This window comes from Enterococcus sp. B2E4 (genome assembly GCF_030499455.1).
Classification (GTDB): Bacteria; Bacillota; Bacilli; order Lactobacillales; family Enterococcaceae; genus Enterococcus_D; species Enterococcus_D casseliflavus.
The window spans coordinates 1-26,267 of record NZ_JAUKPK010000027.1; the positions used below are offsets into that span (position 1 = coordinate 1).

18 protein-coding genes and 1 pseudogene are annotated in these 26,267 nt (G+C 35.2%); 3 read left to right on the forward strand and 16 right to left on the reverse strand.

What is annotated here, in order from left to right:
* Positions 1-262, forward strand: a 262-nt coding sequence (locus tag Q1X33_RS15390; protein ID WP_301969793.1) for a transposase, incomplete at its 5' end; no start/stop codon positions are given.
* A 131-nt stretch (positions 263-393) separates the two neighbouring features.
* On the opposite strand, the gene Q1X33_RS15395 is transcribed toward Q1X33_RS15390, so the two are convergent.
* From Q1X33_RS15395 to Q1X33_RS15445, 11 genes are all read right to left on the reverse strand, one after another.
* Entirely contained in the window at positions 394-2,490 is a 2,097-nt protein-coding gene (locus Q1X33_RS15395) for a YfhO family protein (RefSeq protein WP_301969794.1), read from the reverse strand.
* A gap of 444 nt (positions 2,491-2,934) precedes the next feature.
* Positions 2,935-4,326, reverse strand: a complete 1,392-nt coding sequence (locus Q1X33_RS15400) for a glycoside hydrolase family 1 protein (protein ID WP_005231442.1) — start codon at positions 4,324-4,326, stop codon at positions 2,935-2,937.
* Complete coding sequence (locus Q1X33_RS15405; protein WP_005227436.1) at positions 4,319-5,287, reverse strand: acetylxylan esterase; 969 nt, start codon at positions 5,285-5,287, stop codon at positions 4,319-4,321. Before Q1X33_RS15405 ends, Q1X33_RS15400 begins: the two co-directional genes overlap by 8 nt.
* A 669-nt stretch (positions 5,288-5,956) precedes the next feature.
* Positions 5,957-6,670: a GntR family transcriptional regulator gene (locus tag Q1X33_RS15410; protein WP_005227435.1), complete on the reverse strand. Its 714-nt coding sequence runs from the start codon at positions 6,668-6,670 to the stop codon at positions 5,957-5,959.
* A 69-nt stretch (positions 6,671-6,739) separates the two neighbouring features.
* Positions 6,740-8,971 carry an alpha-galactosidase gene (locus tag Q1X33_RS15415; protein ID WP_005227432.1) on the reverse strand — a complete coding sequence of 744 codons (2,232 nt, stop codon included), beginning with the start codon at positions 8,969-8,971 and terminating at the stop codon, positions 6,740-6,742.
* Positions 8,968-9,549 (reverse strand): hypothetical protein, encoded by a 582-nt coding sequence (locus Q1X33_RS15420; RefSeq protein WP_005227430.1) that lies wholly within the window; start codon positions 9,547-9,549, stop codon positions 8,968-8,970. The genes Q1X33_RS15415 and Q1X33_RS15420 overlap by 4 nt, the downstream gene beginning before the upstream one ends.
* Before the next feature lie 12 nt (positions 9,550-9,561).
* The gene (locus tag Q1X33_RS15425; RefSeq protein ID WP_005227428.1) at positions 9,562-10,389 is read right to left on the reverse strand and encodes a carbohydrate ABC transporter permease; all 828 of its coding nucleotides are present in this window, start codon (positions 10,387-10,389) and stop codon (positions 9,562-9,564) included.
* 2 nt (positions 10,390-10,391) lie between these two features.
* Positions 10,392-11,273 (reverse strand): carbohydrate ABC transporter permease, encoded by an 882-nt coding sequence (locus tag Q1X33_RS15430; RefSeq protein WP_005227426.1) that lies wholly within the window; start codon positions 11,271-11,273, stop codon positions 10,392-10,394.
* An 84-nt stretch (positions 11,274-11,357) separates the two neighbouring features.
* On the reverse strand, positions 11,358-12,665 hold the full coding sequence (locus Q1X33_RS15435; RefSeq protein ID WP_005227424.1) for an ABC transporter substrate-binding protein: 1,308 nt from the start codon (positions 12,663-12,665) through the stop codon (positions 11,358-11,360).
* Positions 12,666-12,747: 82 nt separating this feature from the next.
* Entirely contained in the window at positions 12,748-13,677 is a 930-nt protein-coding gene (locus Q1X33_RS15440; RefSeq protein ID WP_005227422.1) for a hypothetical protein, read from the reverse strand.
* 694 nt (positions 13,678-14,371) lie between these two features.
* Complete coding sequence (locus Q1X33_RS15445) at positions 14,372-15,709, reverse strand: DUF2142 domain-containing protein (protein WP_005227420.1); 1,338 nt, start codon at positions 15,707-15,709, stop codon at positions 14,372-14,374.
* A gap of 533 nt (positions 15,710-16,242) precedes the next feature.
* On the opposite strand from Q1X33_RS15445, the pseudogene Q1X33_RS15450 reads away from it, so the two are divergent.
* Positions 16,243-17,568 (forward strand): annotated as a pseudogene (locus tag Q1X33_RS15450) (IS3 family transposase).
* Between the two features lie 776 nt (positions 17,569-18,344).
* Here Q1X33_RS15450 and Q1X33_RS15455 read toward each other — a convergent pair.
* From Q1X33_RS15455 to Q1X33_RS15475, 5 genes are all read right to left on the reverse strand, one after another.
* Positions 18,345-20,114 (reverse strand): hypothetical protein, encoded by a 1,770-nt coding sequence (locus Q1X33_RS15455; protein WP_005227417.1) that lies wholly within the window; start codon positions 20,112-20,114, stop codon positions 18,345-18,347.
* A gap of 686 nt (positions 20,115-20,800) precedes the next feature.
* The gene (locus Q1X33_RS15460; protein ID WP_005227416.1) at positions 20,801-21,154 is read right to left on the reverse strand and encodes a hypothetical protein; all 354 of its coding nucleotides are present in this window, start codon (positions 21,152-21,154) and stop codon (positions 20,801-20,803) included.
* Positions 21,155-21,559 carry a hypothetical protein gene (locus Q1X33_RS15465; protein ID WP_005227415.1) on the reverse strand — a complete coding sequence of 135 codons (405 nt, stop codon included), beginning with the start codon at positions 21,557-21,559 and terminating at the stop codon, positions 21,155-21,157.
* Between the two features lie 674 nt (positions 21,560-22,233).
* On the reverse strand, positions 22,234-25,206 hold the full coding sequence (locus Q1X33_RS15470; RefSeq protein WP_005227414.1) for an NACHT domain-containing protein: 2,973 nt from the start codon (positions 25,204-25,206) through the stop codon (positions 22,234-22,236).
* Positions 25,207-25,348: 142 nt separating this feature from the next.
* Entirely contained in the window at positions 25,349-25,594 is a 246-nt protein-coding gene (locus tag Q1X33_RS15475; RefSeq protein WP_301996800.1) for a helix-turn-helix domain-containing protein, read from the reverse strand.
* A gap of 104 nt (positions 25,595-25,698) precedes the next feature.
* Here Q1X33_RS15475 and Q1X33_RS15480 point away from each other — a divergent pair, with 104 nt between their 5' ends.
* Positions 25,699-26,139 carry a hypothetical protein gene (locus Q1X33_RS15480; RefSeq protein ID WP_003128387.1) on the forward strand — a complete coding sequence of 147 codons (441 nt, stop codon included), beginning with the start codon at positions 25,699-25,701 and terminating at the stop codon, positions 26,137-26,139.
* The last annotated feature ends 128 nt before the right edge of the window (positions 26,140-26,267 follow it).

The following is a 26,267-nucleotide window of genomic DNA, read 5'->3' on the forward strand; positions in this document are numbered from 1 at the left end:
AGACAAAGACCCTGACTTATTTTTCTCCTTATTGGCAGAACTTCCTGAAACGTTAGATGACGGCTTTCGGGAGAAGCTTCAAAACCTTCTTACCCATGAAGAAGGCATTACCAACGCAATGATCTATCCTTATTCCAATGGAAAAATAGAAGCGAAGAATACCCACATAAAGACAATGAAACGAGTATCCTACGGATTTAAATCATTCGAGAACATGAGAATTAGAATCTTTTTGATCAATCAATTAATCAATGTAAGATAACAAAAAAATCTGAGCCAGAATGTGGTTCATTCTGACCCAGATTTGATTTTACACAACTCATCAGTCCTTATTGACAAAGAGCAAAAAAAACGATCTAATCTATACTTATTACATAGACAAGATCGTATTCTTTAGTTATCCGCTTTTTTTCGAATAAAATAAATTACTGCACAAGCAATGAGAGAAAATACAGAGCAAATAGTACCAATTAAAATAAATGGGTTGGAATAGATAAACCTGATGTGATTTTCTCCTTCACTAAGTGGCACAGTCATAAAGTTTGTTCCGCTTTTATTCAGGCTTACCTCTTTTTCATTTATATAGGCTTTCCAATTATTATGATAAGGAACTGATAGCACAAGATTTTCATCTTTACTTGCAATTGCATTGATTTCAAAAATATTTTCTTTATAATATATCTCACTCACATTACTTGAGGAATCTTTGATTACTTTTTGCAAATGATTCCGATTTTCTTCGACATGTATGTCAGAGATATTCATGTCATCTTCGTTCAAAATATAAGCCAAGCCTCGGAAATTTTTATTCTCATAGACATACCACTGTTCATTGTTGAAAGACAGAGTTTCAATTTGTTGGTAGCCATCTTCATTTAGCATCGGCTCCTTTGAAAGATGATATTTCACACCACTCAGGGTATTCATTGCATTATCCTCTTCAAAACCATATGACCGCCATCGTAAAGACGATTGGTTGTATTGATCAACTATTTCTTGCGTGTGCTTATTTATTATACTCAGCCAGTAGGTTAATCCGTAATAATCATTAATCATTGCTAAATTTTCGGGACGTCCATTAGCTTCAGTAAATGTGTCGTTAGAAACTCTAAACAGCTCAACGTCTTCCTTTATGTTTTTTGAGCTTTTTACAGGTGACGCTGTGTATACTTCTGAAGTTTCAAGGGGAATGAATTTTTGCGTCCATCCTTCACCATAATCAGAATAAATCCCCCACAAATTTACAATTAAATTTGTAATAATCATCGTCCCTAAAAGAAGATAAACAATACTTATTTTTTTGTTTCTACTCTTTTGATGAGTAAGTTCATTGTCCAATATTTTTCTATACTCCGTTATTACATAAGCCAGAATTCCTGAAAGCAGCAAATGAACTATAAACGCCCATCTATCATTTGTTTGACCAAATCCATTGAGTAGATAGCCTGTGATAGGCAAAGAATAGGCAATAAATGCCAGACCTAGAAAAATCAAGCACTGTACTTTTTTTCTATTATTCGGCAGAAAAAGTAATAGAATAATTGCTAATAATTCTATTACTATAATTCCGGATAAGAAAATAGGCGGCTCGACATCTTTCATAGTAAGAAAGTCCCCCAAATTGATTGAGAAATTCGGGATATAGTTATTTAAATTGAAAATAATATTACTCATCGGCTCACTGTTTCTCTCACTTAAGAAATAGCTTTGAAGAGTCGGTAGGAAAAAAGGAGCTGCTAACAAAATTCCTAAGATATATGCACATATTCCTTTTCCTACATTTGCAACTAAGTATTTCAAACTCAGACGTTTAAATAATAGACGTATAGGGAAATATAGTGCTAACACAACGGAAACCATAAATAAAAAATAAAAACCACATAAAGCCGCAAACATCACAGAAACAATGAAGAGACTAAATTTCTTTTGACGCATCATTTTCTCAATCCCCAATAAAATCATTGGGAAGAAAATTAGAACTGAGAGCCATTCGGTATACCTTGTTCCCCCTACAATCGAAAAACCACAGATTACATAGGATAGGGCACTAAAAATAATCGCTACTTTGTCAAATCTGAAATACGAGAAATATTTCATCAGAGCATAACCAGACAACCACATTCTGAAAATAATCATAAAAGAAAATAAATATGGTGCATTTTGAGCAGTTACAAAAACAGAAAAAATATTGAGAGGGTCACCAAAACCATAGTAGTTTAATGAACCAATCACGTCTTCACCCATACCTATAGAAAGATCGAAGCTTGGAAGATTGATTTGTCCACTGAATAGTCCTAAGATAAAGTCTTGCAGGTAACGCCCAGTATAAATAAATGCTGGATAGTACTGCCCTACGCTATCTATTTTCCATATCAGAGATAGCTTTTGACTCCACAGAGGATAATAACCTAAAATGAAAACAAGTCCAAATAAAAGTGTAAACAATATAATTGATTGATGCTGTCTAACGAAGGATCGTATCAATTTCAAAGGTAGTACTCCTTTACCAAATTAAATATTTCACTATTGACGACACTTTATAATAGCAGTTACTCAATGCCAATTCAATTTAAATAACTAAACTATTAGAACTAAATTCAAAAAATCATTTTGCCATATTCAATTTTAAAATTTAATGAATAACGAAATTCATTTTACACACTAATTCGCTTGCACTACTTGCTCTCTCACGATTTGTCGACGATAAATGATTAAAAAAGGAAGGTTGATGCTTAGCACATCAACCTCCCTAAAAAGATTTTTCTTTTGATTAGCATTCTTTTCAATCGGCTCTTTGGAATAACGGTAGTTAAATTTCTCTTTTCCAATACTCCCTCGATTTTCTAGAAATCAAGTTTTTAACACTTTTAACAAACGGACAAAGCTTTGCGATTGCCAAGATCAGGCGTAAAGTTTCAATAAGACAAGCGCCTTTTAAACAATTTTGGCTTCTCCTACAAAAGATTTAAACCAATAACCCGATTTTTTGATCGTCTTCACTTGGGTATGAATATCGTTAGAGATAAATCCGTAGCGATTGCGATAGGCGTTGCTCCATGACCAGCAATCAATCGGTGTCCACAAATGATAACCAAAGCAGTTTGAGCCTTGCTGTATTCCTTTATGAAGCCAGTCCAAATGTTCTTTAATGAAATCAATACGATAGTCGTCTTCGATCATACCGGACTCATTTAAGAAGCGTTCTTCTCGCGAAACCCCCATCCCGTTTTCAGAGACAAACCAAGGAATGTTCCCGTAATTTTCTTTGATATTTAATGCAATATCGTATAACGCCTTTGGATAAATTTCCCAGCCTTTATCAATATTCATCCTTCTCCCAGGCATCTCATACTCAGAGTAATAACGATTAGGCATCCATTCCCCAACCGAGTCAGGTGCTATCTCAGGTGCTTTCACACGATGGGGATGATAGAAGTTCACACCTAGAAAATCGATGGTGTTGTTCTGGAGAATAATAGCTTCTTCTTCAATTGCTTCCCAAATAACACGATCCTTCTCCAATATCTGCACCAATTCTTCTGGAAATCTGCCATAAACAGCTGGTTCTAAGAACATCTTGTTGTTCCATAACTCAGCAAAGCGGGCTGCTTCCAAATCTTGAGTCTGGTCACTAGCTGCGTATGTGGGGGTTAAATTTAAGACTGTTCCGATGCGCCCTCCTTTTGACTGCAAATCCAGGCTGCGAAAGACTTCAATTGCTTTAGCTGAAGCTAAATTAAGATTATAAGCAACTTGGACTGCTTTTTTCCCATTTACTTGTTTTGGATAATGAAACTCATACAAATATTCCCCATCCACAACAACCATTGGTTCATTATGTGTCACCCATTCTTTCACGCGATCGCCAAAAAGAGTAAAGCAATGTTTCGCAAACCCTGCAAATAACTCTACAACATGTTTAGATTCCCAACCGCCATATGTGTGATATAACTCTACGGGCAAATCAAAATGATGCAGATTCATTATAGGACGGATGCCGTGTTCAAGGAATGTATCGATCATATCGTTGTAAAAAGCGGCAGCTTCCTCGTTGATGCTGTTTTTTTCTAAATCGTCAATCAACCGACTCCACTGAATCGATGTTCGTACGCTGTTTAGTCCGATTTCCTTCATTAGTGCAATATCTTCTTTATAACTATTGTAAAAATTGGATGCTGTATCCGGTCCTACTTGTTGATAGAAAGCCTCTGGCTCGATTTCAAACCAATAATCAAACATATTTGCGTGTTTTTTTTGAAAACGTCCTTCGCTTTGAGGACCAGATGTGGCGGCTCCCCACCAAAACCCTTTTGGAAAATCATTCATTCATTTTCCCTCCAATTAATTTTTTACGCATGAAATCACTAAAAAGCGGAATGTATTCATGTCCGTATTCTGGAAAAGCAATCATTTCTTTTGCCCCTTGCAATTGATTGAACACAGCAAATTGTGTCTTCGGATGGCAAATAGTATCCGCTAATCCAATCCCCCAAAAGACTTCTCCTTGTACTCTTTCTGCCAAGTATTGGATGTCGATATAATCCAATACCGAAAAAAAACTTTCTTCCTTTGCATGACTTGGATCTCTAAAGCGAAACCAGTATGCCAATTCTTCATAAGCTGATTGTGTCACCTCTAATCGAAACGCTTCACGATAGTCGCTTAGAAAGGGATATAAGGTGAAAATTTGTTTGACTGAAGGCGATAAAGCGGCGCATACGATTGCTAATGCTCCACCTTGAGAAGCGCCATACACAGATAATTGATTCTCATCGACTTGAGGCAAGCAGCACGCGATACGCACCAGATGGTAAACATCTAGAAAGACCTGCCGATAAAATAATTCATCCGGTCCGTCATCTACACCACGAATAATATGACCTTTCAAGGTCCCGCCAGAAACTTTTCTGCTGTCTTCAGATATTCCGCCTTGACCTCTAACATCCATTGCGATAACACAGTACCCTTCTGCAGCTAAGCCGATTTTGTCACTCCAATCACCGCTATTTCCATGATAGCCATGAAATTGAAATTGAGTCGGATATTTCTTTTTCTCATCCATTGGTACTATGAATTGACAGTGGATACGGTTACCGTCATGTGCGGTAAAAAACAAATCATACCCCTTTGCGACATGCGAAAAAATCTCATGAGGCACTAGGTCAAACGTTTTAGGCAATGCCTCAATGATCTTCTTCCCATTATTCCAAAACTCGTCAAAATCTTTCGGCTTTTTCTCACTGCCTAGATATTTTCCCCATAATGCTTGGGCATCCTTAAAATACAATAGTTTTTCCTTCCCTCTTCTTAAAATTAACGGCTGGTTCAATTCGTTGGCAGCTTTTCTGAACTATACAGGCTGAATTTTATTGGAATTTCTGATGTACCATTGATTGGTAGGAAATAAAAAAGATGCGATGAAATTGTTGCTGATTCCCCTTCTCACCACAACATTCTGCTGCTAATAATAAGGCGTTTGGACCTATCTGTGAAAGAAATCGGGCACCTGGTAATGACTAAAATATGGTACCATTCATCGCCTCAAGCATAAAAACAAGCCTTGATACGTTCACTGTGTCAACTACTTTTTCCTGTGAAAGGTTCTGTGATGTCTGCGCTATACGCTTCTCATTGCGCTGCCAAATAGAGCTGGTAAAAAAAGCTGGAACTCAATTCTTTTCCCTCTCTCCAAAGAATTGAGCGGCTTTCACTAAGCTGCGTCTGAAAGACATCCTTGTTTGCCGTCAACGTTCTCTTCTAATTTAGAAGCATCCATGATCGTTTTTCAACAATCACATTTTCTTTCCCTCCCCTAATATTGCAGTGGATTCGCTTACATCATAGAATACCTTCACAGAAGCACTTTGCCGTAAAAATGATATATACTTTTAATTATATTCGTAAATACTTTTTGTGTTTTTCGTGTAAAAAGTTGAGCAATCAATTGGCTGATTGCTCAATTTCTGGTGAGGATCATTTCCACTGAAAACTCATCGTATCGGTGGACCGATCTTGAGTATTCGAAAGCAGCACCGGTGTCAAAATACGCAATTTGTTCTGCTACAGCGACGGGGTCGCCTTTTTCAAGTTTTAAATACTGCGATTCTTCCTCTGTAGCTCTTCGAACCGAAATCCGTCGATGACCACTTTGAATAACCAATCCTAAATCTTCTTCAATGTACTCATATATGGATCCTTCTACATTTTCTTTTTTTAAACCTGGAATCAAATCTATAGGCATATACGTTTTTTCCATGACTTTGGGCTTTCCATCAATATAACGAACCCGATAAATATCATATACAAAACTATTTGGTGTCAGATTCAACTTATTGGCGACTAGTTCATCAGCAACTACCACAGTAAAGGTCAACGCATGACTAGTCACTTTTTTTCCAGGATTTAACGCAGTGGTTCCTCGAAATTGATTTGCCATCGCTATACGCTCGATTTCTTCAATAGCCAAGTCCTTAACAAATGTTCCCGATCCCCTACGCTTAATGATCAAGCCCTCTGAAACTAAAATATCTAACGCTTTTTTGATCGTCATTTTACTTGAGTCATACATTGTACACAAATCTTTTTCAAAAGGAATCTGGTCATTTGCTTTGTAGGTGCCGTCTAAAATCCGATTGCGAATATCATTTGAAATATAAATATATTTTTGCATTCTCATTCACCTTTCGCTTACTCTCCCTTTTGATTTTAGCCTGATTCCTTTACTTTGTCTATTTGTTATTTAACCCTGCATTTTGTTTCGTGTTAAATAAATGAGCTTTGAAGAAAAATCCCCTGCCATTTGTCGTTGCCAAAAATCTGATGCTCGATCAATATAATTCTCGCCAAAAATCAAGCCGACAGCCATCAAATCTTTCCCCGTTCGAACCTGTTCTTTTTCCCATATCGTATAATCAAAATCTGCGTTCAATCCTTTTAATCGTAAGCGCTGATAAGGCGGATTAGGCTCTGCTAAGATTTGATAATAACCAATCAAAGCTTCTGTTTGATTTTCAGAAACGACCATCCATGCGCATACATTCCCATTAAAAGGACTTTGCAGACGGAAAAAAGTGCCCGTATGAAGCAGCGTCCGATGTTTTTTAAAAAGTATGATCTGGTTTTTGACCTGACTTTTTTCTCTTTGAGAAAGCTTAGTCACATCTAATTCATACCCAAATGTGCCAAACAAGGCAACATCACTTCTCATTTTTAATGACGTCATCCTGGCCACTTGATGATTAGGCACCTCAGATACGTGACTTCCTATCGCAGAGAGCGGATAAACCATTGATGCACCGTATTGAATCTTGAGGCGCTCTATCGCATCTGTATCATCACTCGTCCACGTTTGAGGAGCATAGTACAGTAAGGCAGGGTCAAATCGACCGCCGCCGCCAGCACAGGATTCTATTAACAAATCAGGATATTTTGCTAACAGTTTTTCGTACAAAGCATAGACGCCTAAAATATAACGATGGAAAAACTCGCCTTGCCGCTGTTTTCCTAACGAGACGGAATACGCTTCTGAGATATAGCGATTCATGTCCCACTTCACATAATCAATCTCACATGCCTTTAACACTGCATCCATCTGTTCAAAAATACAGTCAATGACGCAATTCTGACTAAAATCCAACACGTATTGATTTCGCCCATGTGAAATGTTCTTTTGCGGGTGCCCCACTATCCAATCAGGGTGAGCTTGGTAAAGAGGTGTATCCATAGAAACCATTTCTGGTTCAAACCATAGCCCGAATTTCAAACCTTTTTCATGGATTTTTTGTGATAAACTGCGAATGCCATGCGGTAATTTCCTTTTGTCGACTTGCCAGTTTCCTAATGAAGAAGCATCATTGTCTCGATGACCAAACCAGCCGTCATCTAAAACAAACAATTCTATCCCTAAATCGGCTGCTTCTTGAGCTAATGCCAGAATCTTTGATTCATCAAAATTAAAGTAAGTGGCTTCCCAATTATTTATCAACACAGGACGTTCCTTCGATGCCCACTTTTGGCGAATCAAATGCTTTTTAAAAAAAGCATGGAAGTTTCTACTCATTTCATTAAAGCCATTTTGTGCATAATTCATTATGACTTCTGGGCTGGAGAAAACGTCACCTTTTTCTAATTGCCAAGAAAATTGATAGGGATTGATCCCCATTTGAACACGAGAGATACGATATGTATCCACTTCGATTTGTCCAACAAAATTTCCGCTATAAATAAGACTAAATGCGTACACGTCTCCTTGAAATTCAGTTGCAGACTTTTCGCATATTGCAAAAAAGGGATTGTGGATATGACTGCTGGCACCGCGGGTACTGGAAATTTGCTGCAATCCACTATGCAGTTTGTCCCTCTTCACTTGCGTTTCCCTGGCCCAAGCACCATCTAAATGCAGCCAATCGCAGTCATCTATTGGCAAATCAAGACTCATACTCATAAACCGCATCAATTGGTAACGGCAATCATCATGATGCACGATATGATTCTGTCTAGAAATGATAGGGAAATCTTTGAAAATAGTGTAATCCATTTCAATTGTCAACGAAGAATAACGATCTTTTAATACAATCGTCAGCGTTTCAGCTTCTGCTTCGTCATAGAAACTAGTTGGCAAATTAGGGATTTTTCTCTTTTTATTTGATATCCGATAATTCGAATAGTTAAAATGACTGATAGCATCTCCATCTGGGTATTGAACTTCAACGGCAGGATAGCGAAAATCTGTTGTCCCATACATTGGCATTTCTTGCTTAATATGTTCCAGCGAAGAGGTATGATCCTCTTTCTTGAAGTTATTAGAAGGACGAATCTCACGTTCAATCAAGTAATCAAACGTTGGTTGATGAGGAATGGCTGATCCAAAGTATAACTGCTCCAAGACACCTGTTTTTTCCTCAACCCTACAGATATAACTAATCATTCCATTCGTTAAGTGAAACTCCTTATTATTATTAATATAGATCATATTTTCTCCTTTTCAGGGCTAAAAAAAATTTTTTGTTTTCCTTGATAAATAAATTCGACCACAATTCCTGGTGCTGCCGAAAAAAACAGAATGGGATTTATTACCCAAAGAAGACTTGCCAGAATAAAGAGCGACACTAGAAAGAATGTGAAAAATGGTCGTATAACGATATTCTTGATACCTTGATACAAAGCTGCTACCCCAGGTCCTTTTTTCTCACTTTCTAGAAGATAATAAACCATTATAAGATATGATAGAATCGATAAGGTTGTCCCTACTACTTTGATCAAACCAGACATCCTGCTTTCAGTATTCGAAAACTGACTGAGCCAAAACAAGCTTAATCCGCTTGTCAACATCGTTGAAAGAATAGAGTCAAAGGGATGCCCGCGTTTTGAGCTTTCTGCCACTTGTTGGTCTGTTTGCATATTTCGTCTAAGCAGTGTTCTTCGCATCGCGCTAGACCATCCATACACAATTAAGTGACGAATAACCATTCCCCAAAAAAAGAAAGAATTGCTGATGCATTGATAACACTTTTCGATAAAAAGAACGACGCGTGATGACGTTTGCAGCATAACACTTCCTCCTTATTTCACCGACCCAGCTACACCATTATAAATATATTTTTGTAAAGCTAAAAACACAATCAATATCGGAATGATCACAATAACTACTCCCGCTAAAATAACTGGCCAGTTGCTTCCATAGGGACCTTTAAAAGCAAATAATGCCGTGGAAATCACTTTCAAATTACGGTCGGGCATATAAAGAAACGGACTGTAAAAGTCGTTATAAACACCTACACCGCTAATGATCAACATGGTAACGATTGGTGCTTTTAAATTGGGGAGAATGATACGCCAAAAGATCCCAAAATAGCTGGCACCATCTAAAAACGCTGATTCATCCAACGAGATGGGAATCTCTTGGAGATACTGCATAAACACATACAGCGATATAACATCTGTACCTAAGTTCAATACAATCACTGCCCACATTGTATTAAACAATCCTAAGTTATTGATAATTTGAAATGTTGCTACTTGAGCTGTGATTCCTGGGATCAGCATTGCCATCATGAACAAAAGCATGATGGCTTTTTTTAATTTGAAATCAAACCGGCTCATTACATAAGCAAACATCGAACCCAGCGTAAGTTTTCCAACCATACTAATAGCAAAAATAAGCATCGTGTTTTTAAACCCTAACAGCATTTGTCCATTTACAAATGCTGTTTTATAATTACTAAAATCAAAAGATTGAGGCAATGCTAAAACACCGGTGGTCAAAAATTCATCATTTGATTTTAATGAACCGATAAATACAACGAGGATCGGTAAAATTGCTGCAACAGTCCCCAAAAGCAAGACAGCGTATTGAACTATCTTCCCAATCGTGAATGATTTTCTCTTCATAGCTAGGCTCCTTTCTCTCGTGTTGCTAATCGTTGAATCGCTGTAACGACCACCACAATCATCAACAGTATAATCGCCATTGCGGATGCTAAGCCAACTTTGTTGTACTTAAAGGCAGTATCGATCGTCTGAATAACAAAAGTAGTGGTGCCATTCGATCCGCCAGTCATAATATACGGGATGTCAAATACGCTCAACGAACCGCTGACTCCTAAGATAATATTCAAGAAAATAATGTTGCGAATACTCGGCAATATAATGTATAAAAATTCGTCCCAACGATTTGCCCCATCAATCTCGGCAGCCTCGTAGACTTCCGGATTGACCGATTGGATCGCTCCTAAGAAAATCAAAAAATTGAATCCCGTGTAGCGCCAGATGGATGTAAATGCCAGTGAAATATTGTTGATTGACCGATCACCCAACCATAAACGAATTTGACTCTCAAGCCCTAGACCAGTCAATACAGTATCTAATGTTCCTCCACCTTTATAAAAATAAAGGAAGATAAATCCAATCGCCACACCATTCAACAAGTATGGAAAAAACAAAATCCCTTTCCAAAAATTGGCAAACTTTACTTTAAACGATAGAATCGTTGCAAATAATAGCGCAAGACCTAATTGAAAAAAGGTTGCAATAAAATAATACATGCTTGTCTTAAATACAGTGAAATAAGCAGGATTCGTTAAAACCGTTCGATAGTTATCTATCCCGACAAAACTACTGTTGGGACTATAGCCATTCCAATCTGTCATACTATATTGAAACATTTTTACTAAGGGATAGTAAGAGAACGTTAGCAACAGCACTAGAGGAATAATGGTAAAAGAAAAAATAATTAAACGTTTCTCCATTTTTTGTGACATCTTAATTTTTCTCATGATTCACACTCCTAAAAATAAAGCCGCTTAAAACAGATGCTTGCACATCTATGTTAAGCAGCTTTCTTTGAATCGCTTCAAATATTAGTTACCTGAAACTGCCTCTATAGCGTTTGACCATCGAGAATTAAAATCATCCATGATAGCGTCAAAACTTTCAGATGTATTCCCAATTGCCGAATCTATCATGCGTTGTTTTTCGTTATCAGTTGATCCAATGCCTAGTTCTGATTGGTTATTAATATCGCTGAACAAGGATTCTTTTCCTTCTGGCGCAGGGTTCTCTTCTAATAACTCAACACCAGCTGCCTGACTGTCTTTTAAAGAGTCTGGATATTCTGCGCCAATCAATGAAGGAAGACCGCCATTGTCTTTAGCATAATCTGACTCGTTCACCAGCCAATCCAATAGTTTTCTTGCAGCTTCTTTATGTTCACTATTGACATTGATGCCTAAGTTGTAGTCGCCGCCAACCCCCATATATTGCTTGCCGTCCGGCGCAGTCATTGGAAAGGCCTGAAAAGTAATATTTTCTGCATTGTCTGGATTTGCTTCTTGTATTTGCGGTACTGCCCAGCTGCCCAATACCATAACACCAATTTTACCATTGGCTAAATCAATTTTTGATTGTTCCCAATCAGTGGTAGTCGGATCTGCTTCAATCAAACCTTTGCTGCTTGCTTGATAAAGTGTACTGTATATCGTATTCATAATTTTTCCATCAGAAAATGGTGCGGGGTCAGAAGTCATCTTATTAGTAAAATCAGCATCACCCGCCGCTCCTGCACGAACAAAATCCCAATTTGATAAAGTCCAACCTGCTGCATAGTTTGTATACAATGGTGTCACATCTTCATCATTTTCTTTGATTATTTCTAAAGCCTCTATAAAATCTTCTGGTGTTTTTGGAAAATCTTCAATGCCGGCATCTTTAAAGACTTGCATATTTACCACCATACCCGTAGCATTCATTTGAGTTGGAATGCCATAAGATATTCCTTGATAAGAACGATCATTTAAGCCTAAATATTTTTCAGAAAGTTCGCTTTTGTCTCCTAGCGGTTCAAAAAATGTACTATAATCTTGAGGATTTATATCACCAGGAATCATTAACAAATCACCATATTCTTTGCTGTTCATTCTTGTTTTTACTTGACCAGCGTAATCTGTGATCGTTTGAATTTCGACATTGATATTGGGATATTTTTCATTGAATTCCGCCATATACTCATCCCATTTCCCGTTTCCTTCCCAGTCAGTTTTATGGTTGATAAAAGTAATTGTTTCAACTTCATTTCCATCAGAATCAGTGTTGGAGCTGCCAGTGCCACAAGCTCCTAAAATCCCAACTGCTGCTATAACCCCAGATACCTTCAAAAACTTCAATTTCATGCTCTCTCCTCCTAATAAAATTATAAAGAAAACGATTACATTTAGATATTATCACTTTTTATTTTAAATGTATATACTTTTATTATTTTTCTTCGAAATATTTTTTTATTACTTTCTCTGCCTTTTTTCCATAGATAGCATAATCTGTGTCATTGTCGGCTAATTCCAGCGGATATACGTCGGCTTTCCAGTCCCAAATGCCGAACCCTTTAACCCAAGGATACTTTTGACAAGCAGCAAACATTTTGTCATACCATGCTTTTTGTGCAGATCGATCAACAGATCCATTCAACTGCCAATCATTCGGCAAATACTGGCTCCCTTTACGACTAGGACAACCTACTTCACAAAAGAAAAAGGGTTTGTTGTATCTTTTTACAACCTGTTCAATTCGAACCAATTCAGATTCCCATTGATCGATGGGATAATAACCTGAAGAAGAAATTACATCTAGATCATCCCACCAAGCAACATGGTCTTCTTGGTATTTGTCACAGTTGTAAGTGATTTGTCCAGCATAGCTGTTTCTTGTTTTTGCAATCAATTCCCGCCACTGTGCTTCCCGTCGATCTGAATTAACCAGCTCGCAGCCAACAACAAACATTTCACACTGGGTTTTCTCAGCAATCGCTGCATAATGTAAAATATACGCTTCATAGGAGCTGAACCATTCAGACCATTTAGGCTCACATGGGACATCATGATCAAAAAAATTAATATGCGCACGCCATGTCCCGTCAGCGACATTGACCATTGGTTTTAAAATCACAGATAGACCGATGTCTTTGGCATAGTGAATCAGTTGGATCACTTCGAGATCACTTAGAACCGTTTCTGCTTGCCAATCAATCACTGTGGATTGTGGAGTTTTTTGCGTCACTACAATCGGTAAAATGACATGAGTTGCACCACATCTCTTCTTCATGATTTTTAGTGAAGATTTACATGTTTCCGTCTCCCATTCGCCGCGTCGTGCCATAAACCCAAATGTTACTGCATTGATTTGATCCATATAGTTCTTTCCTTTCTACACGAAAATAAAATGCTGCTGGGCTATACCGAACATGTAAACAGCCTATTGTTCTTCTCATTGCTTTTCCACAAGACTTTTAAGCTTTAAGAGTAGTATGAAAAAGAAAACTGCCATAGTATGTTCTGATCCCTTGGTAAGAAGAGTGTTATGCCCAGACTATCATTCATGATTATTCTTCAGTTTCCATTTACCTGTTTTTGTAATCGCTTTCTTTAATATGTTACACAATATTTATACTTTATTCAATATAAATATATACTTTTGCGGAAATTGTTTGTTGAGCATATCAAACAGACCTCAACGATAAAGGCATTTTTCACTTGTTTTGGATTCCTTGCCATTCATACAGAAGATTATTTGATCAAAAGCGATTATTTCCTTTTTGGTATTCAAAAATGACTGCTGATTTCCTGTTGTCCACCTTTTGTCTTTATAATTCTCAAACACAAAAAATCCTTTCTATTTAGGAAGCGGTCGCACCCTAAATAGAAAGGAGTTTTTTTGCGAGAGCTCTTACGTTTCCCTCTAGACATGCAAATCTTTGCTAGCGCACGTCGTAAAATGAAGTTGGTGAAAGAGGTAAACAAAGGAGTAGATTTCTCAACTCCATAAAAGTCTGACTTTTTAGTTTACTAATGGATGTCCAGTTCACTTGGTCAGCCCCCCCATTCATTTACCTTGTCGTCCATGTAGGTGTGGTATGAATAACATACCCTCTATAGTAGCAAACAACCAAATATAATGTCATTATTAAGACTGTAGAAAAAATCGCCACTATTTTTACTGCTTTTTGCGAGGATACTAAATTGTATCTGTAACTTATCGTTTGGATAAAAGGTAAGAAGCAGATAATAAAGGGATGCAGATAGCGTCCACTAAGTTCATCAAATGCTTGGGTTGGTTTATCTAATATGAGATAAAAACCGGCAAAAATCCCAACCCAATTTGTGAAGAAAATTGCAATCAATCCCACAATAAATGCTGGTTTCCATGAGAATTTTCTTTCAGTTAACATCACAAAAAACAAGCACAACAACCAGAACAGATTAAACATATCTGGCAATATGGTAGAAACTACATTGAACAAGGTTCTTCCTCTTCGCTCCATTGTTTCAGTATTCAAATAAGAATGAATAAATTGTTTAAAAAAGTTGCTTAAACCAAATATCTGATTTAAGAAATACAGTACAACAACAGCGGCTAACATGATAAAAATCCAAAAAGCGAAGCGAACGCCTTTCCTCTGTCGTGTGTATATCTCTGTTGCTTTATTTGTAAACAACGGCAGAAAAAACAATGAAGGTAATGCAAAAACATAATTATTCTTTGCAAACAAAATGAAAAAAATCGTAAGAAGGGTATAGCCTATCTTTTTTTTGGTTACATCTTTAAATCTAGTTACTCTAGCTAAGTTCAATAAATTGACCATAAACGCTGAAAGAACCACATAAGAATAGACATCATAACTTGGACTAGCAATTTTCTGTAAAAATGGCACTGAAAACAGCATGACCAACGCCCATTTCGCTACCTTACTGCTTTTGATAATAAAGAATAAGCTGATCGCGAAAAAAACTAAGTTTGAAAGTCTGGAAAAGACTAACATGACACCGTAACTGGGATAAACGTATCTACCTATCAAAACACCTATGGCTGCTGGAAGATGACCTATACCTATTTTGAGGATTGAATTATTTTCTCTTTGCAGATGGAAGCTTAACGTGTCCTCCTGGACATCCGACAACTTTGTTTTAAAGAAAGAGCCTACGTCAAAATCATGTTCTTCCTTATTCGATGCTATCGCCATTAATTCAAGGTTACGCACAGTATCAGTCTTCATTGAATCAGGATTATTTCCAGAGAAAATAGTATAACTCCTGCTTAAATGATACCCTTCATCCCCGTTGGTTATGGGATACGTAATAAATGTTGAGATTACACCGAAAATCATAATTGCAAATAAGTAAAAGAATTCTGGAAAGTTCTGTTTACTTGGTAATGAGGTTCCCACTAGAAGCCCCCTTTCAAAAAATTGAATACTCCACTAACAACACATAATGATAGCAGTTTCTCAATATTAATACAATTTAAATAACAAAAATACCAATCCAATCATAAGCAGTAGTGTTTGAGCAGATGGTCGCCGTTTATTTGCATGAAACTGATTTTACTTTCATTCATTTAAGGAAAAGTATTTCGTTGGAAAATCACAATTTAAATTAGTTGTTCGAATCCATTATCACACAATCGCTATATAATGAGTTTTATCTATAAGGCAATATATTCTGATCGGAAACAATACGGAAAAAAACAGCTCTTCTCATTTTGATCATCAATCAGAAGATTTCTTAACAGCTAACAAAAAGTCAGACCAATAATTTTGATGATATTCCTCAAGAAACCAAACCAATTTTTCAGAATAGAAGCAAGATATATTAATTTCGATGCGGGAAAATGAAAAAGAAAGTATACCCGCCTCGCTTGATTTGAAGCGACCCCCAAAAGTTAGACCAAATAATCTAACTTTTGGGGGTCGTTATTTGTATGGCAAAATATCCTTTTGAATTAAAACTAAAAATCGTTAAAGAATATCTTAGTGGCGTGGGCGGATATCGTCATCTTGCCAACAAATGCGGTGTCTCAAGTAAGTGATTGGGTGAATGCCTATCGTGAATACGGAGAGGAAGGTCTATTGAGAAAGCATCAAAATCAGTAATATTCTGTTCAATTTAAGTTAAATGCGCTAGAGTTATATCAAACAAGTGAGATGTCCTATCGAGAAGTTGCCAGCACTTTAGAAATGAACAACCCTGCGCTTATTGCCAATTGGATGCGTAATTTCAGAGAAGCAGGTATTGAAGGGCTCTCAAAAGAGAAAGGGCGACCACTTACTTTGACTAGAAAAAAAGAAAACAAAAAAGAAAGTACAACAACTGAAGAACACAACCGTATTAAGGCATTAGAAAAGCAAGTACGATCCCTTCAAATTGAGAATGCCTTTTTAAAAGAGTTGAGGAAGCTGCGAAAACAGGAAGCCCAACAAAGACGCAAGAATCAATCGCACGAATCATCGCCAGCCTCCGAGGATCATTCAAACTAGTTGAGCTTCTTGAAACATTGAAATTTCCTAAAGCAACCTATATGTATTGGCAGAAACGGTTTGACAGACTAAACCCAGACCAAGAAATTGAAGAAAAAGTGCTTGAAATTCGCAGAGAGCATAAATACTATGGCTGTCTGCGACAAAAAAATTAGAGAATCAAGGGATTCATGTCAATAAAAAGAAGATTCAACGTCTGATAAAAAACTAGGTATCGAAGTAAAGTCTTACACTCGAAAATCTCGACAGTACAATTCTTATCGTGGGAAGGTTGGCACTGTCGCCAAAAATCGTATTCATCGTCGGTTTTATACAAATATCTGTCACCAAAAAATTACAACTAATACCACAGAGTTTAAGTATTATGAGGTAGACACCACAGGTGTCGTTCGTCAGAAAAAGCTGTATTTAGATCCTTTCATGGATCTTTACAATAGTGAAATTCTATCTTATCGGATTTCTGAAAAACCAAACGCACTAGCCATAATGGAAGGATTAGAAGAAGCAATCCAGATAACAAATGATTGCCCATTTCGTAGAATCTTCCAGAGTATGTCTCCTAAAGGAATTGTTTAGATAACTCACCTATGGAAAACTTCTTTGGTTTATTAAAGCAAGAAATTTTTCATGGAGAAATCTATCGGAGTTTTGATGAATTGAAAACAAAAATTGACCAATATATCTATTATTACAAACATAAACGCATCAAAAAGAAATTAAATCGGCGAAGTCCGGTTCAGTTTAGAGAAGCTGTAAAAACAGCTGTCTAACAGTTAATTTTATCGTACAAAAAAGGAGTGGATTTCTCCACTCCATAAAAGTCTAACTTTTTGGGGTCACTACAATTGTCCAGCAAGCTTCGGGGTACAATTTTTCTTTCTTAAAAGAGGAATATACTTTTTATATAAGAAAATAAGATGTATAATGCCTCAAAGTTATTTACTTATATACCTCTTGACAATTCTCTATATAAACTTGATTAGCAATCCAATCACTGCACTTGAATTTGGTAAATCCATGACAGCTATGAGAAAAAGTCCACCTGAAACAATTTCTGACTAAGACTGACCTTCAAAAAACATATCATAAATAATATGTTCTTTTTGATAGTTTGCAAAGTGTTCGATTGGGTCTATCGATCAAGTTCTTCTTTCGGGGGAAATGACACTCTCTATCACTAGTTCTCTTCATTTTTAGTCCAATCATTTTGCCGGGATCAAACCATACCAACAAACGTATAAACAACTTATTTACTCGTTTCTCTTTCATCACTTTTAACGATTTAACAACCTCAGTTGTGGCTGTAGTGTCTCGGAGTTTGAGTTTGCATCTGACACACTTCGAAAGCATACTTTACGATCAATGTCGCTCTCACGCTCTGCATACCCCATTCATCATTATTGACAATAATCGTCATTTAATCGCTTTATAATACAGTAATTGCTTTATTAAACTCATTTTAGAGTTAATCGAGTTAGAACGATCATTTAAAGATTAATGTCATATATTTATGAGACACCTCACTCACAGAGATATACTAATAAATTCATTTTTTAGTCATTACTTTTCTTCTAATTTTAAAAGTCAATACAAGCAATACCAAAAATACAGAGAGACATGCCGAGAGTTTCTGGATAAGTGTGCCAGCGTAATAAATCTCAACTGAGCCACTTTTCTCTGCTAGCAATGTTATCTTGCCATCCTCAAGTGCTTTTCCAGTCGTTTCTGATAAAAGCAAGTTAGGCTGACTTCCTTTGGCTCCTTTTGAATAATTTGCAACATACCCCTTATACCATAACAATGGGACCACAATCTCTGCTTTTTTTTCTTCATTATCAATAGTATATTGGATTTTTATTTTTCCATAGGATTTATCAGTACCCACTATTTGTCCATTTTTGATTGTTGGTTCGCCATTTGTTGATAAATTGCTAGGATCGGCACCAATATTTAAATACTCTCCCCCTGAAACACCCAGAACCACTGATTTTCCTTCTACACCGCTTCTCATAGCATTCAAATCTTCATATCTATTTAACTTTTTTTGTTCATATTCTGGACTATTATAAAGAATAATTACTTCTTGCGGATTATCGGATGTCGTAAAATCTGGGAATGTATTCCGAGAAATTCCCAAAAAAATTGTCAAAACTATACAAAACACAAACAAATAATTTGGTATTTTATGATTCAGAACACTTAAAAGTATGATTAGAATGAGTGCAAATACAAGATATCTTCCCACGAATTGAACAGCTCCTAGAGAGGACGAAGAAAATTCTATCCAAGGAAACATGTTACTTCCTAAAATAATCAATGCAAATATGAGGAAAGATAAATCTCTTAGCAGGCTTGGTTTCATATCAAACTTACGCAATGTAGCTGTTAAAAGAATGACTCCAACAGCGCTTAATGTCGGGAAATTACTAATGGTTCTTACATTATCGTTCAAAGAATTAAATAAAATAGTCCCTATCCCTTTTACACTAGTATACCTAAAAGCATTAGGTGTATGAAATGCAATCAGCTCTTGTGAAGCTTTCTGCTCTAGTAATGGCAAAAGGAAAAAGGCGGAGAATCCCACTGTTAAAAGAATGGTTTTCATTAAAGCAAGCATTACTTTACCATTTACTCTTCGTATATTTAAAAAAAAGAATAAAAGACATATTAATGCAACTACCATTGTGCTTAAGATATGTGTATTGACAATAATTGCAGCTATAATTGAAACAGCTGCTATATTCGTCTTCTCAAAATAAAATAATTGATACAGATAGTACAATAACAAAGGCAATAGTACTAAGCATATAGCAAAAGCTATTGCCCCATTCACTATAGTTGCCATTAAAGAGTTGAAAATAATCAATGCAGAAAATGAAAATGCTCGAAAGTCACTAAGCTCAAATTTTTTAGCTGTAAAAAAAAGAATGGTCAATGAACCCGTATAAAAGCAAACATACAACGCCATCCAAGATTGAACAACGGAAAAATTAAAAAAAACTATCAAGATTGCTGGTATATATAAAAACCATTCCCCGTAAAACATCGGTGTTCCATATCCTAAGCCATTTGCCATATAGTAATTTATTTTTGGAAACCAGTGATTATTTTCCAAAGAATTAGCTAAACCAATAATTCTGCTTGTATGAAAATCAAAATCTGCACCAGATACCAGAAAATAACTATTCACATACACATAAATCAAACTAATACAAAAGAATATCCCAATATAAAAGATATATTTTTTTCTTGTAGTATCTTTTGTCTGACTATTTTTTTTTGTTCTCCTCATTGCCCCTATTTCTTCACCCTGCATGCCAAAATTTCCTCCTACTAATCTCACTCAATTGCCTTTTTCTTTATTCCGCAAGTAAATAGCTTTGACGCATTAACCATTTTCATAACTACAAAAAAATCCTAATCAGATCTAATAGCTAACAATAAACATTCTAACTAAATTACCACATTTCTACAATAGCCGAAATAGATTTAATCGAATAATAAAAAAATAGCCCTAATAGAAAACAAAGCAAAACATGCCAAGGGTAGTCAGATCTTTTCTTCCCTAGATTTTACAATGTAATAAATATTTCTTTCATAAACAAAATAGTCTCACTGTACTTCAATCTAAGAATTTTGAATATATATCATTTGCAATACCTGCAATTCTGAATAGAACAGAAACAGCAACATTTTTTCTCTCTTTTCAAAAAATAAAATGGTCTATTGATCACTGAATTAACAACGATTTATAGACCTTATTACAGATTTATCTAACCGATTTTTCAAACAAAAGAAAAATGTTCTCCCCCCAATTTTAACAGCTTCTAAATACTGCTAGATCTATCTCTGCTATTTAAACGATGCCTTGGGTTTATAATTTTTTAGTCAGTGGTGCTAGTTTTAAAGAGCAAAAATCATTTTTTCATAACCATTGGAAAACGTGATTTTTTATTTAAGTAAATAAAAAACTTCATCTATAACAAAATAAGGAGCAAAAGACTATTCATCAATGGTAATATTCTCAATATCTGTATCTGGTTGATCAAATTTAAGTGAGACTAAATCTTTTGTTCTGAAGGCTATAGACCATCCCAGAGGCTCAATAGGAAAATAATTATACGTGCTTTCATAAACTTGGGGTGCTCGCACTACAGTCGGAGCCGTAATTTCATAAGTTACCTCGTTTTGCAGTGTACGCATTTGATATTCTTTGGTGGAGATTGCCTCATTGATTGTCTCATCATTTACATAATTGTCCCCAATCGCATACAAATCTCCTTCCATATTATATAATCCTGTATAACTAGAATCAGGGTAATTCACTTCATGAATAATAAATGAAAACTCTCCCATCTACGCCTGATTTCCTGATGAATCGGTGATAATATTGAAATAAAAATCTGATGGTTCGATATCAATTGGGTTCAAATTATTATCTGATTTCATCTTGGATAGGAATTCTTTTCCTGATTTTACTATGGAACTGTCGCTTTTCTCTAATAGCTCCTCCGCCATTGCAATATCTTCTCGTATACCTTGAATTCTAACTGATTGATAATCAAATTCATCTTGCTTAACTTTTTCTAATATCTCTTCATCTGTCATCTTAGAGACTTCGCCGATAGTTAACTTAGTATTCTTATATCTGCTAATTTTATTATCCTTATCAAATACTAAAACAGACTCAATTGCTGTATCTTTTCCAAAATTATCTTTTGTAACATACCATAGTTTTGTCTCTTTACCTTTATCATTCATATATTCAGCAAACGTATACTTTCAAAATTGGGCGCTACTAATTATTTTATTTAGGCTTAACAATGCAAAAATAACTGCATACTAGTTAAATCTCTCTAAAAATTTATATCCAAATGGTGTTACTTTATACACACCCAAAATAAAAAAAGCCAGAAACACCTGCAAATAGGCATTTCTAGCTTATTCAACTCCATTACCCCACACTACCTTCCAATGACTCTTTTGGGAATCAGAGGAAAGGGATAGACTTTATATAAATAATTCATTTGACAAATTACCATAGACTGACAGTGTATATTATCAGGTACTATCATCGATAACGTAGCCAATATCGTACCCAAAATAGCAGGTAGAGAAGTTATTTGAAGATTCAAGTTATTCTTATTCACTCATGAAATTAAATTCATTAATGATGACTGAAGATAGTTGATATTTCAATGATTTTTGAATAGAGTTAATCACTTTATTAATGATAAATCATCTTGATTGGTTTTCTGATTGTATTCAAAAACGTATTCAAGTTACGTGGCGTGCTTTTGGTAAGAAAATTAGAATATATGAATATATAATGTGCATAAGCAATATCTATATATTTTTACAATGAGCATTGCTAACTTATCAGAATTGAAAGAATTATTGTTTTTTATCTTGTTAGTCTTTTTAGATAGATTTTACTATTTGGGGTTGAAGATTTCTTTGAATTCTTTCCGTAACGTTTCATACACAAAACTTCTCGCATTCATTTCTTTATTGAATAAATAAGTAAGTATAGAATTAGAAATTGATCCTATAGATAGTGTTCTGTTATAAAATCTAGCCTCTCTTCTTAATTGATCATAGTAGCTGTCTCTGTCAATAAGTTTTGTGTTGTTTTTAACAATGCTTACTTTCGGATCAGAATTTTGTACACTAACAACTAAACTAAAACTAGTACCGATACTGCCTTGACTGAAGCTCTCATTAGAGTCGCGATCAGGAAGTTTAATATCTATATTGTATTGAATGGGCCCAACTTGATACAAAGCTAAATCCTTTTTAAGATTCGGAAATAGTTTGTCAACAAAGATTCTATAAGATTCTTGACCGTGTTTATAATAATTGGTAATCCAGTCTAAAATATGCTGATCAGTATAGTAATTCCAAACCCACCTCCCATTTCCGATAGGACTATCTAATTTTACAGGAAATAAAAGATGTTCAAAGTCTAAATCAAAATTATCTTTATTAATATAAAGCAAGTACCATATCCCACCAAAACTAAATACATTCCTACTTCTCATCTTGATTTCATATCTATATAAGCCTCTGCACAAATCCAATAGCTCATCAATAGTTTGTCTTTTTAATGATAGATTGTACTCTCGTGTTTCGTTATCCCTCGATACACTCAATGGAGAAGCTGAGTTAAGAAAATCTTCAATGAAAAAAGAAATCATTTCCGGAGTTTCAAATTCCAATAGTTTAGTATTCTTCAAGATTTCATCTATATTAGAAAAAATCATATCTATCGCAATTTCTCTAGCGTAGTCTATCCCAGTGTTTGAGCGATTAAGTTCATAATGGTGGAAACCAATATTATTACTAAATCTTAAATAAGGGATAGTAACTTCTTCACCTTTTTTTTTCATAGTCATGACTGGAGCAGTATTAGTATAATTTATTTTTACTAATTGGTCGTTATTGGTTTCTTTATCTACCGCTACTAATTCAATACTTATAGAGTTCCTACTCATATCTACAGCACAATCTATGCCCACTACAAAAGAATCAGAATCTTCATTTTTCAACACATAGGGTAGCATGTATTTTTTAATAGTAGAAAAATAAGTATCTACTAAACGTTGATAAGTGTCACATATTGTTCCAAAAAAGATTTCATAAAAATTCCTATCTTTATTCTCTTCAAAATCAAGTGAAAAATTATATCTTCTTTTTAAACATTTTACATAGAGTGTTAAATTTCTTGCGAGTAAAGCATCGAGTATTTTATCTTGGATTACTTTGTCTTTATTTATTCCTACAAGCAATAAGGTAATTTCTTCATAGTTTGGGTCAACAATATGCTTATCTAAAAAAATCTCCAACTGGTCAAGAACATTATTGGTTATAAACAGAGCATAGTAATACTCTTTTAACGAAAATTGTTGGAATTCACACCCCTCTGCAGTTTCAAAAATTAAACCACTTTGCAAAAAGATTTTGTAGACTGAAAATACATCGTTAGGAAATTCTTTTTTTATGATAGTTGTTATATCCGTCTCTTTTCCATGTTTTATAGAATATGATAAAAAAGCGAATTCTGACAAAATATTCTGTAGCTTAAATAAAGGCAATCCATCTATATCCACATTTCCTTTATTGTTTACTTGCTTCAAGACGTAATTCGTAAAAGATTGATATAACTCTGCAATATTGCTCGGAGCCTTATCATTACTTTTATCCATTTCATACGCTAAAAACATATTAAAATAAATAGGTGTCTCCAGTATTTGTTTCATACTTTTAGGTAATCGATGAATTTCAGTAATCATATTTCTTTTCAAGACATCTGTAGAAATTTCAGTTATCCTATTTTCATCTAGCATCTCTGTTTTATAAGTGCCGAACACTTCCAGACTATTATCCATATTTAAGGGTCGTGATGATAAAACTACTTTAAATTTATTCTGTATAATATCATGGATTAACAGATCCCGATTTCCCTGACATTCATCTATTCCATCGATTATTAATAAAATCTCATCCTCAAATACCATTTTTTCAACAATCTCAATCGTTATGTTTGGAACAAAAACTTTTAACTCTTTTAGAATCCCTTCAAATATGGAATGAAAATTCCTATACCAAAGTTTTCCAGATAAGAAAACTGGTATCATTTTACTTTCAGAACTAATATACTTTTGACATTGATTTAAAAAAATATTATGAAGGAATGTTGTTTTCCCACTCCCTGCATCCCCTTCAATCAATGCACGCCCTCCAAAGTCTGTAAACTCTTCTGGATATGCTTCCACAGTCTCATTTTGAATTTGTTTAATTACTCGCTGTCGCCATTGCCATCGATACATATCTTTATATTGTTGTGATAAAGAAATACAATAGTTCGTAAATATTTTAGAGTTCTCAAATTCGCTATTCTCTTTTGCTGTTTTCGATAATACTTTAAAAGAAATTGCATTATCAATATCAATCCAATTTTTAGCCATATTCTCTATAGTACCTTCAAAAATAACTGTATCTGAAAAATGATCAGTCATCTTCAAAATTTTTATATCAATCCCATTCAAAACAATATAGAAAGGACTTCTTGCATTCATTGAATAAAACATTGCTTGTCCAGCAGCATCTTCAAGACCTTCCGAAGGCTTTTTCAACTCAATTGAAATCAAAGAATGATCCTGAACCCACTGCCAAGAGGATAAGTCACGTTTCGATTTCCATCCATCTGAATTAAAGCATAAAATATCAACATGTTTAGTCGGATTCCTTTTTCTTCCGGAATAACTATAGATAGGAAATTCATCCGCATAATGACTTTCATCGTAGCCTAACAATTTGATCAATGGAACTGCAATCTTAGTCCTAACATCTTGCTCTGATACTAACGTATTAGGATCAATTTTTTTTACCCATTCACTGACCTTCACTAAAAAATCTCCTTCTCTTCAATCTGTGTGTAATACAAGAGTATACCCTAACGTTAAATATCTCATTCATTATTATACCAGTATTTCTTCATGACACATAAGGGTGTAACATAATAATTTTAAATGAAATGACTACAAGTAGTCATTGAAGCAAATCTTCATAAGACACCTGTAGAATATCTTTGATGGCTTTCAATTGATCCAATTTAATGTGTTGGCGGCCGCCTTCGATCTGAACCACTGTATCCCTAGTTATAGCGATTTTCTTGAGCTGTAGGTCTCTAATCAGCTCGGTTTGACCAATTCCTTTTTCTAATCGGATTCGTCTAATATTGCTACCGATTACACTTTCTTTATCATTAATTTTTTCCTCTTTCAAGAATAGCACACCTTTTGGACTAAAATTAGTCCTTTTTCTTATTAATATTAAAGATTTGGTATGCTACAACGGGACTAGTATTAGTCCACATACAATTTTAAGGAGGAATTTTTTTGAAGAAATTTGCAATCATTCTAACCTACGCTTTACTCATCGGAACTATAAGCGGGTGTACCACTTCTGACACAAGTTCTACAAGTACAGAAACTAGTACAACAACCTCAGAAAAGAATTACCCAATACATTTTTTTCCGGTTCCAGATGGATTTGAAGCTTATTATCATGATAAAAAACTAGATGTCCCTTTATCAGAAACGGAATCTACTGAAAAGATTTTGCCAATTGAAATTGAAAGAAATCAAGACGATATAAAACTAAAAGCTGATCTTCCCTTACTGAACAGCACACAAATTGATAGACATGAAAATATCAAAGTTAATATTGAAAAAGGAGCGTTAGCACAACTTTATACTAAAAAAGTTGAACAATTTTTTGAGGCTGGTGCCAATAAAGACTTTTCAAAAATAAGCGATTATTCGGATAACTTTTTTTAATGAAACACAAGATGAAATCACATTCTCAACTTTTATGGCTGAAGATATGTACAAGATGACGTAAAAAAAATAAAAGCTTGCGACCATCCATTAAATCTGACACTAAATTATGGATTACCCTCTTTTGT